Here is a 7,618-nt window from a genome sequence, read left to right as displayed (position 1 = left end):
CCGCTCCCGCCGCCGCGGCCGCACCGGTCGCCGCGGCGCCGGTCGCCACCGGTGGCCCGCGTCCCGACGACATCTCCTTCACCGCCGCCGACGCCACCCGCGTGCTCATCGCGCTGTGGACCAAGCTGCGGCTGGACCAGATCGGCCCGGTCGACACCATCGAGGGCCTCTGCGACGGTGTGTCCTCGCGGCGCAACCAGCTGCTGGTCGACCTCGGCTCCGAGCTCTCGCTCGGCGCCATCGACGGCGCGGCCGACGCCGACATGGGCGCCCTGTCCGCCACCGTCGAGCGCCTGGCCCGCACCTACAAGCCGTTCGGCACGGTGCTCACCGACGCCATCGGCGATCACCTGCGCAAGGTCTTCGGCCCCTCCGGCAAGCGGCCCGCCGCCATCGCCGACCGGGTCAAGAAGACCTGGGAGCTCGGCGACGGCTGGGCCAGCCACGTCACCGCCGAGGTCTCCCTCGGCACCCGCGAAGGCGCCAGCGTGCGCGGTGGCGACCTCGGCGGGCTCGTCGGCGGCGCGCTGTCCGACGCCGCCTCGGTCGACGCGGCCATCGACGCCGCCGTGCAGGCGGTGGCGGCGCGACGTGGTGTCGCGGTCTCGCTGCCCTCGGCGGGTGGCGCGGCAGGCGGCACCGTCGACGCGGCGGCACTGGGCGAGTTCACCGAGCAGATCACCGGCCGCGACGGCGTGCTCGCCACCGCGGCCCGGGTGATCCTCGAGCAGCTCGGTCTCAGCGAGCAGGTCAGCGCCCCCGAGGTCACCGAGGACACCCTCGTCGACCTGGTCTCGGCCGAACTCGGCACCGACTGGCCGCGACTGGTGGCCCCGGCGTTCGACGCCCGCAAGGCCGTCCTGATCGACGACCGCTGGGCCACCGCCCGCGAGGACCTCGCGACCATGTGGCTCGGCGACGACGCCGCCACCGCGGAACTGCCGCTCGGCGGCTACGTGGGCGCCGGCGAAGCCGTTGCCGCGCAGGCCAACTGGTGGCGTCAGCGGGCGATGCACGAGGCCCGCTCGGTACTGGCCGGGGTGTACGCGCAGATCGCCGAAGCCGCGCTCGACAGCACCGACCCCGGTCTGTGGTCCGACGACGTCGCCGTGATCACCGGCGCCAGCAAGGGTTCCATCGCGGCCGCGGTCACCGGCAGGCTGCTCTCGGGCGGTGCGACCGTGGTGGTCACCACCTCGCGCCTGGACGACGCGCGGCTGCGGTTCTACCGCGCGCTGTACCGCGACAACGCCCGCCACGGCGCGGCGCTGTGGGTCGTGCCCGCGAACATGGCCTCCTACCAGGACCTCGACGCGCTGATCGACTGGGTCGGCACCGAACAGGTCGACAACGCGGGTGGCGCCAAGATCAAGGTCAAGGACGCGATGACCCCGACGCTGCTGCTGCCGTTCGCGGCACCGCGCGTCGCCGGTGATCTCGCCGACGCGGGCGCCCGCGCCGAGATGGAGATGCGGGTCCTGCTCTGGTCGGTCGAGCGGCTGATCGGCGGCCTGTCCGCCCTCGGCGCCGACCACGACGTCGACGCGAAACTGCATGTGGTGCTGCCGGGTTCGCCCAACCGTGGCCTGTTCGGCGGCGACGGCGCCTACGGCGAGTCCAAGGCCGCGCTCGACGCGGTGGTCACCCGCTGGCGCGCCGAGAAGTCGTGGTCCGCGCGCGTCACCATGGTGCACGCGCTGATCGGCTGGGTGCGCGGCACCGGGCTGATGGGCCACAACGACCCGATGGTCGAGGCCGTCGAGAAGGCAGGCGTGCACACCTGGTCGACCACCGAGATGGCCGACGAGCTGCTCAAGTGGTGCACCTCGCGGGCACGTCAGGTGACCGAGACCGGCCCGCAGCAGATCGACCTCACCGGTGGTCTGGCGCGCGCCAAGCTCGACCTGCCCGCGCTGGCCAAGCAGGCCCAGGAGGCCGCGGCCGCGAGCGAGGAGGAGGCGAGCACCGCCGCCACCATCGCCGCGCTGCCCGCGCCGCCGACCCTGAGTTCGGCACTGCCGGTGCCGGAGTGGGGCCAGGTGACCGCCGACCTGAGCGACATGGTCGTCATCGTCGGCGCGGCCGAGCTCGGCCCGTACGGCTCCTCGCGCACCCGCTTCGAGATGGAGGTCGAGGACAAGCTCTCCGCCGCGGGCGTGCTCGAGCTGGCCTGGACCACCGGTCTGATCCGCTGGGAGAACGACCCGAAGCCGGGCTGGTACGACACCGAATCCGGGGACTTCGTGCCGGAATCGGAGCTGGCCGAGCGCTACCACGACACCGTCGTCGAGCGCTGCGGCGTGCGCCGCTACGAGGACGACGGCGCGATGCTCGACAACGCGGCACCGCTGCTCACCTCGGTCTTCCTCGACCAGGACCTGAGCTTCACCGTCGCCAACGAGGCCGAGGCGCGCGCCTTCCACACCGCCGATCCCGAGCACACGGTGATCAGCCCGGTCGCCGACTCCGGCGACTGGACCGTCACCCGGCAGGCGGGCACCGAGATCCGGGTGCCGCGCAAGGCGAAGCTCTCGCGCGTCGTCGGTGGCCAGATCCCGACCGGCTGGGACCCCACGATCTGGGGTGTCTCCGCCGACATGGCCGCTTCGATCGACCGGGTCGCGCTGTGGAACATCGTCTGCACCGTCGACGCGTTCGTCGGCGCGGGCTTCAGCCCCGACGAACTGATGCGCTGGGTGCACCCGAGCCTGGTGGCCAACACCCAGGGCACCGGCATGGGCGGCATGTCCTCGATGCGCTCGCTCTACGTCGACAACCTGCTCGGCGAGCCGCGCCCGAACGACATCCTGCAGGAGGCGCTGCCCAACGTCGCGCTGGCGCACGTGGTGCAGTCCTATGTGGGTAGCTACGGCGCGATGGTGCACCCGGTCGCGGCGTGTGCCACGGCGGCGGTGTCGGTGGAGGAAGCCGTCGACAAGATCCGGCTCGGCAAGGCCGAGGTCGTGGTCGCCGGTGGTTACGACGATCTCGGTATCGAGGGCATCGTCGGCTTCGGTGACATGTCGGCCACCGCGGACTCGGCGGCCATGCGCGCCAAGGGCATCAGCGACCGGTACTTCTCCCGCGCCAACGACCGCCGTCGCGGCGGGTTCGTGGAATCGCAGGGTGGCGGCACCGTGCTGCTGGCCCGCGGTGACGTGGCCGTGGAGATGGGCCTGCCGGTGCTCGGCGTGCTCGCCTTCGCGCAGTCCTTCGCCGACGGCGTGCACACCTCCATCCCCGCACCGGGTCTCGGCGCGCTGGGTGCCGGTCGTGGCGGCAGCGGCTCGCGACTGGCCGCCGAACTGCGCAAGCTCGGCGTCACCCCGGACGACATCGCGGTGATCTCCAAGCACGACACCTCCACCGCCGCCAACGATCCCAACGAGTCGGAGCTGCACGAGCGGCTCGCCGGCGCGCTGGGTCGCACCGACGGCGCCCCGCTGTTCGTGGTCTCGCAGAAGAGCCTCACCGGCCACGCCAAGGGCGGCGCGGCGGCCTTCCAGCTCATCGGCCTGTGCCAGGTGCTGGAAAACGGTGTGGTGCCGCCGAACCGGAGCCTGGACTGTGTCGACGAGAAGATGGCGGCCTACCCGCACCTGGTGTGGGCGCGCGAGCCGCTGCGCTTCGGCGACAAGTTCGCGCTCAAGGCCGGTCTGGTGACCTCGCTCGGCTTCGGTCACGTGTCGGGTCTGCTCGCGGTGGTTCATCCGCAGGCGTTCCTGTCCGCGATCGAGCCGTCGGCGCGGGCGGACTACCAGGAGCGGGCGCAGGCGCGTCAGCTCGCCGGCCGGCAGCGCTTCGCCGAGGCGATGTGCGGCGGCACCGCGCTGTACGAGAAGCCGGCGGATCGCCGCCTGGGCGCCGACGGCACCCCGGCCAAGCAGATCCGTCAGCTCGAGGCCGACATGCTGCTCTCGCCGGAGGCCAGGCTCGACGGCGAGGGTGTGTACCAGGCGAACGGATGGGGTTGCGGCACCGGGCGAATCGGTTCCGCCCCGCAGTCGACCGAAGCGTCGTAGGCTGCCGCTTCGTGACGATTCTCGGAATCGGTTTGGACTTGGTGACCATCTCCGAGTTCGCCGAGCAGCTGCAACGGTCGGGGACGACGATGCTCAGGGAGAGCTTCACCGCTGGTGAACGCCGCTACTGCCAGAGCAAGCAGACCGACCCGGCCCGCAGCTTCGCCGCACGCTGGGCCGCGAAGGAGGCGGTGCTCAAGGCTTGGGCATCGTCTCGCTTCGCGCGCAGCCCGCAGATCGGGGACAACCCGTATCCGCTGATCGAGGTCGTGAACGACGCCTGGGGCAGGCCGAGCATCAAGTTGCACGGCCTGGCCGCGGAGTTCCTGCCGCGCGTCCGTGTGCACCTGTCGCTGACCCACGACGGCGACACGGCGGCGGCCATGGTCGTGCTGGAAGACCCGGGCGAACTCGCCGACCTCATCGAGGGTCGGCACTGACCGCGGGCTCACCGCTACCGCTGATCTCGCACGTACACAGGCAACTCGCCGGGAATCCCAGGACCCGGCGAGTTGCCTCGTCACCGGCCCGGTCGCCGACGCCCGCCGCGATCAGCTCTCGGCCGAATCCTCGGGGCGGCGGTCGTGGCGTGATTCCTTTTCCGCCACAAGCAGGTACGCGACCATCAGGCGCTTGAGTTCGGCGACGGCGTCGGCGTTGGACTGCTCGTCCTGCACGGAGAAGTTCAGCATCGAGTAGACGACGTGCACGAGCACCTCGGCCATCATCGTGCGCCGGGCGCGCGGGGTGCGCGGCGTCAGTGGCCGCAGCATCTGCGAGACCACCTCGGCGAATTCCTTCTCGTGCAGCGCGCCCGTCGCCCGGGTGGACGGGGTCGACTGCATGGCCAGCCACACCTCGCGCCGCGAGGGATCGGTGGTCCACAGACCGGCCAGGTGGTCGACGAACTGATTCATGTGCCGCAGCCAGTCCAGTGACGGCACCTCGCCGTGGAAGTCGGCGAGCTCGCGGGAAACCGCAACCAGGTCTTGGCGATTGAGCTCGCAGACGATCACGTACTTGTTGGCGAAGAACTGGTACAGGGTGCCGATCGGCACCTCGGCGCGCTGCGCGACCTCTTCACAGGTGAACGATTCGAAGCCGACCTCGACGAGCAGCTCGCGCGAGGACTGCAGCAGTGCGTCGAACTTGCGCTTGCTGCGCTCCTGGGTCGGCCGCTTGCGCGGCATGAGCTCTTGCGGGTCGTCCTGCAATTCGAGCGCAGGGTCCGGACGGCTCTGCTTGGACCGGGCCTGCGCGTGTACTTCCACCCATCCAGGCTAGCGGTATACACACATCCCCGACACGCGTCTACCGACAGCGTGTCAACAACTGGGCGAAATTCCTCCCATCCATGCCACAGCTGGTGACGAATCATCAGATGAGCGTGCGTGCATCCGCACGCTTATTCGCGGCGATCTCTCGTCGCAACCGACCTACCGCGAAGTGATGGGCCCCGTGCGGTCCCGTCCCGCATCGTTTCGCACAGGGAAGGCAAGACTTGTGGCTGCAGGATCTGTGATCACCCTCGGCGTCAGCACCGAGCGAGGCGCCGTGCACGCGGTGGCCTTCGCCGAATCGGGCGCGACCCTCACCGACCGGATGCTGCTGCGGCGCACGGTCCGGGCGGGCGGGGACAGCAAGGCCGAGGTCGCCGTCGCGGTGCAGACCGCGCTGGACACGATGGCCGCCGAACTCGACGACGAGTACGAGATCGCCGGAGTGGCAGTGAGTTACCGCGACGCCGTCGAGCGGCGCGCGATCGTCACCCGGCTCGCCTCGACGCCGTGGCGCACGGCCTCGCTGGTCTCGGCCAAGTCGGCGCATCTGTTCGTCGCGGGCGCGATGACCTGGCTCGACGAATTCGACAATCTGCTGGTCTACGAGGCCGTGCCGGGGCATCAGGCGATGACCCTGCTCGATCCGGGCAGGCACCGCGTGCTCGCCGCCTCCGCGCAGACCGGCGCGCCCACGCCCGACGCCCTGCGCGCCGGGGTGACGGCGGCCTGGGATCAGTTCGAGGCGGCCGGGGTGCGGCCGGGCGCGGTGGTGCTGGTCGGCTCCACCGCCGACGCGCCCGCCGTGCGCGAGGCGGTCGCCGGGTTCGGCGTGCCGGTGCTGCCGTGCCGGCTCGCGCCGTTCGCCCCGGCCGCCGGTGCCGCGCTGGTCGCGCTCGGCGATTCCGTCGACGTCCCGGTGGCGGCGGCGCCGCATTCCAAGCGGGGCACCGCTATGGTTGCGGCGGCCGCCAGTCTGCTGGCCGGTGGGCTGGTCGCGGGCGGCTCGTACGCGGTGATGAACGGGGGACCGCAGGCGGTGGACAACACCGCGGTGTCCTCGGAGCCCGGTGCGGATCCGGTCGCGCCGGTCGTTTCCCCGGTGCCCGAGGCCGGTGCCGTCGCCGACACCGGCTCGGGCCAGAGCGGCACCTCGGGCGGGGTGAATTCCGGCAGTGGGCTGCAGGTGAGCCCGGCCGGGGAACCGACCGGCGGGTCGCCCTACGACACGGTGTCGCCGAATCCCCAGCTGATCGACCCGGCGCAGTTCCCGCTGGGATACCCGACCCAGCTCTACGGCGATGCGCCGCAGGACGAACCGCTGCCGCTGGAACCCGCCGCGCCGGTCGTCCCGCAGACGCCGGCCGCCGCGCCGAGCCTGCCCGGCACGGGCATCCCGATGGGTATGCAGCCCGCGCAGGCTCCGGTGCCGGCGGGCCCACACTCGGCCTCGGCCGACTAGGTCGCCGGGCGGACAGCGAAGAAGAGGGGCCGCGCGATACCTCGCGCGGCCCCTCGCTCGTCGGTCAGTCGCTGGTCCGGCGGCGGAACAGCACACCGGCGGCGAGATACCCGGCGATCGCGATGCCTGCGCACCACAGGACGGCCGCCAGGGCGCTGTCGCCGGTCGGTGTGCCCATCAGCAGGCCGCGCATCGTCTCGATGACCGGGGTCACCGGCTGGTGCTCGGCGAAGGTGTGCAGCCAGGTCGGCATCGTCTCGGTCGGGACGAACGCGCTGCTCACGTACGGCAGGAACATGAAGAAGAAGGTGAAGCCGTTGGCCGCCTCCGGGTTCCGGGCGAGCAGACCCAGCGCCGCGGCGAGCCAGGACAGCGCGAAGACGAACATCGCCAGCACGCCGAGGACGCCGAGCCAGCGCAGCGGATCGGTGGTCGGCCGGAAACCGAGCGCCACCGCCACCCCGATCACGACGGCGGAGGTGAGCAGATTGCGGAGCACGCTCTCGGCCACGTGCCCGGTGAGCACCGCCGACCGGGCGATGGCCATGGTGCGGAACCGGTCGATGATGCCCTCGGCCAGATCGGTCGACAGGGCGACCGCCGTGGTCGATGCCCCGAAGCCCGCGCACAGCAGGATGATTCCGGGCACCACGTAGTCGATGTAGGGGCCGGGGCCCGCGTCCATCGCGCCGCCGAAGACGTAGACGAACATCAGCAGGATCATCACCGGCAGCGCGATGGTCATGATCATGGTGTCGGGGGAGCGCACGGTGTGCCGGATATTGCGGTCCAGCATGGTGATCGAGTCCTGGGCGGTGTGCACGGCTCGCAGGGTGGGGGAGGCGGTGGTCATGGTG

At 71.5% G+C, this 7,618-nt stretch carries 5 protein-coding genes; 3 read left to right on the top strand and 2 right to left on the bottom strand.

Annotated features, from left to right (window positions below; genetic code table 11):
- Both ATM97_RS26390 and ATM97_RS26385 read left to right on the top strand, forming a co-directional pair.
- The coding region (locus ATM97_RS26390; RefSeq protein ID WP_305082664.1) for a beta-ketoacyl synthase N-terminal-like domain-containing protein at window positions 1–4,022 on the top strand (4,022 nt) is incomplete at its 5' end.
- Window positions 4,023–4,033: 11 nt separating this feature from the next.
- A complete protein-coding gene (locus tag ATM97_RS26385) occupies window positions 4,034–4,462 on the top strand; it encodes a holo-ACP synthase (protein WP_218720884.1) in 429 nt (142 codons plus the stop codon).
- A gap of 111 nt (window positions 4,463–4,573) precedes the next feature.
- On the opposite strand, the gene ATM97_RS26380 is transcribed toward ATM97_RS26385, so the two are convergent.
- A complete protein-coding gene (locus ATM97_RS26380; RefSeq protein WP_255588466.1) occupies window positions 4,574–5,212 on the bottom strand; it encodes a TetR/AcrR family transcriptional regulator in 639 nt (212 codons plus the stop codon).
- A 313-nt stretch (window positions 5,213–5,525) separates the two neighbouring features.
- Here ATM97_RS26380 and ATM97_RS26375 point away from each other — a divergent pair, with 313 nt between their 5' ends.
- Entirely contained in the window at window positions 5,526–6,761 is a 1,236-nt protein-coding gene (locus tag ATM97_RS26375; protein WP_218720882.1) for a hypothetical protein, read from the top strand.
- Between the two features lie 64 nt (window positions 6,762–6,825).
- Here the strand turns inward: ATM97_RS26375 and ATM97_RS26370 are convergent, their stop codons facing one another.
- Window positions 6,826–7,614, bottom strand: coding sequence for an ABC transporter permease (locus ATM97_RS26370; protein WP_218720881.1), 789 nt, complete (start codon window positions 7,612–7,614; stop codon window positions 6,826–6,828).
- Window positions 7,615–7,618 lie beyond the last annotated feature (4 nt).

The sequence above is a fragment of the Nocardia sp. MH4 genome (assembly GCF_019266065.1).
Lineage (GTDB): Bacteria > Actinomycetota > Actinomycetes > Mycobacteriales > Mycobacteriaceae > Nocardia > Nocardia canadensis.
This window is presented reverse-complemented; position numbering and strand designations above follow the sequence as displayed.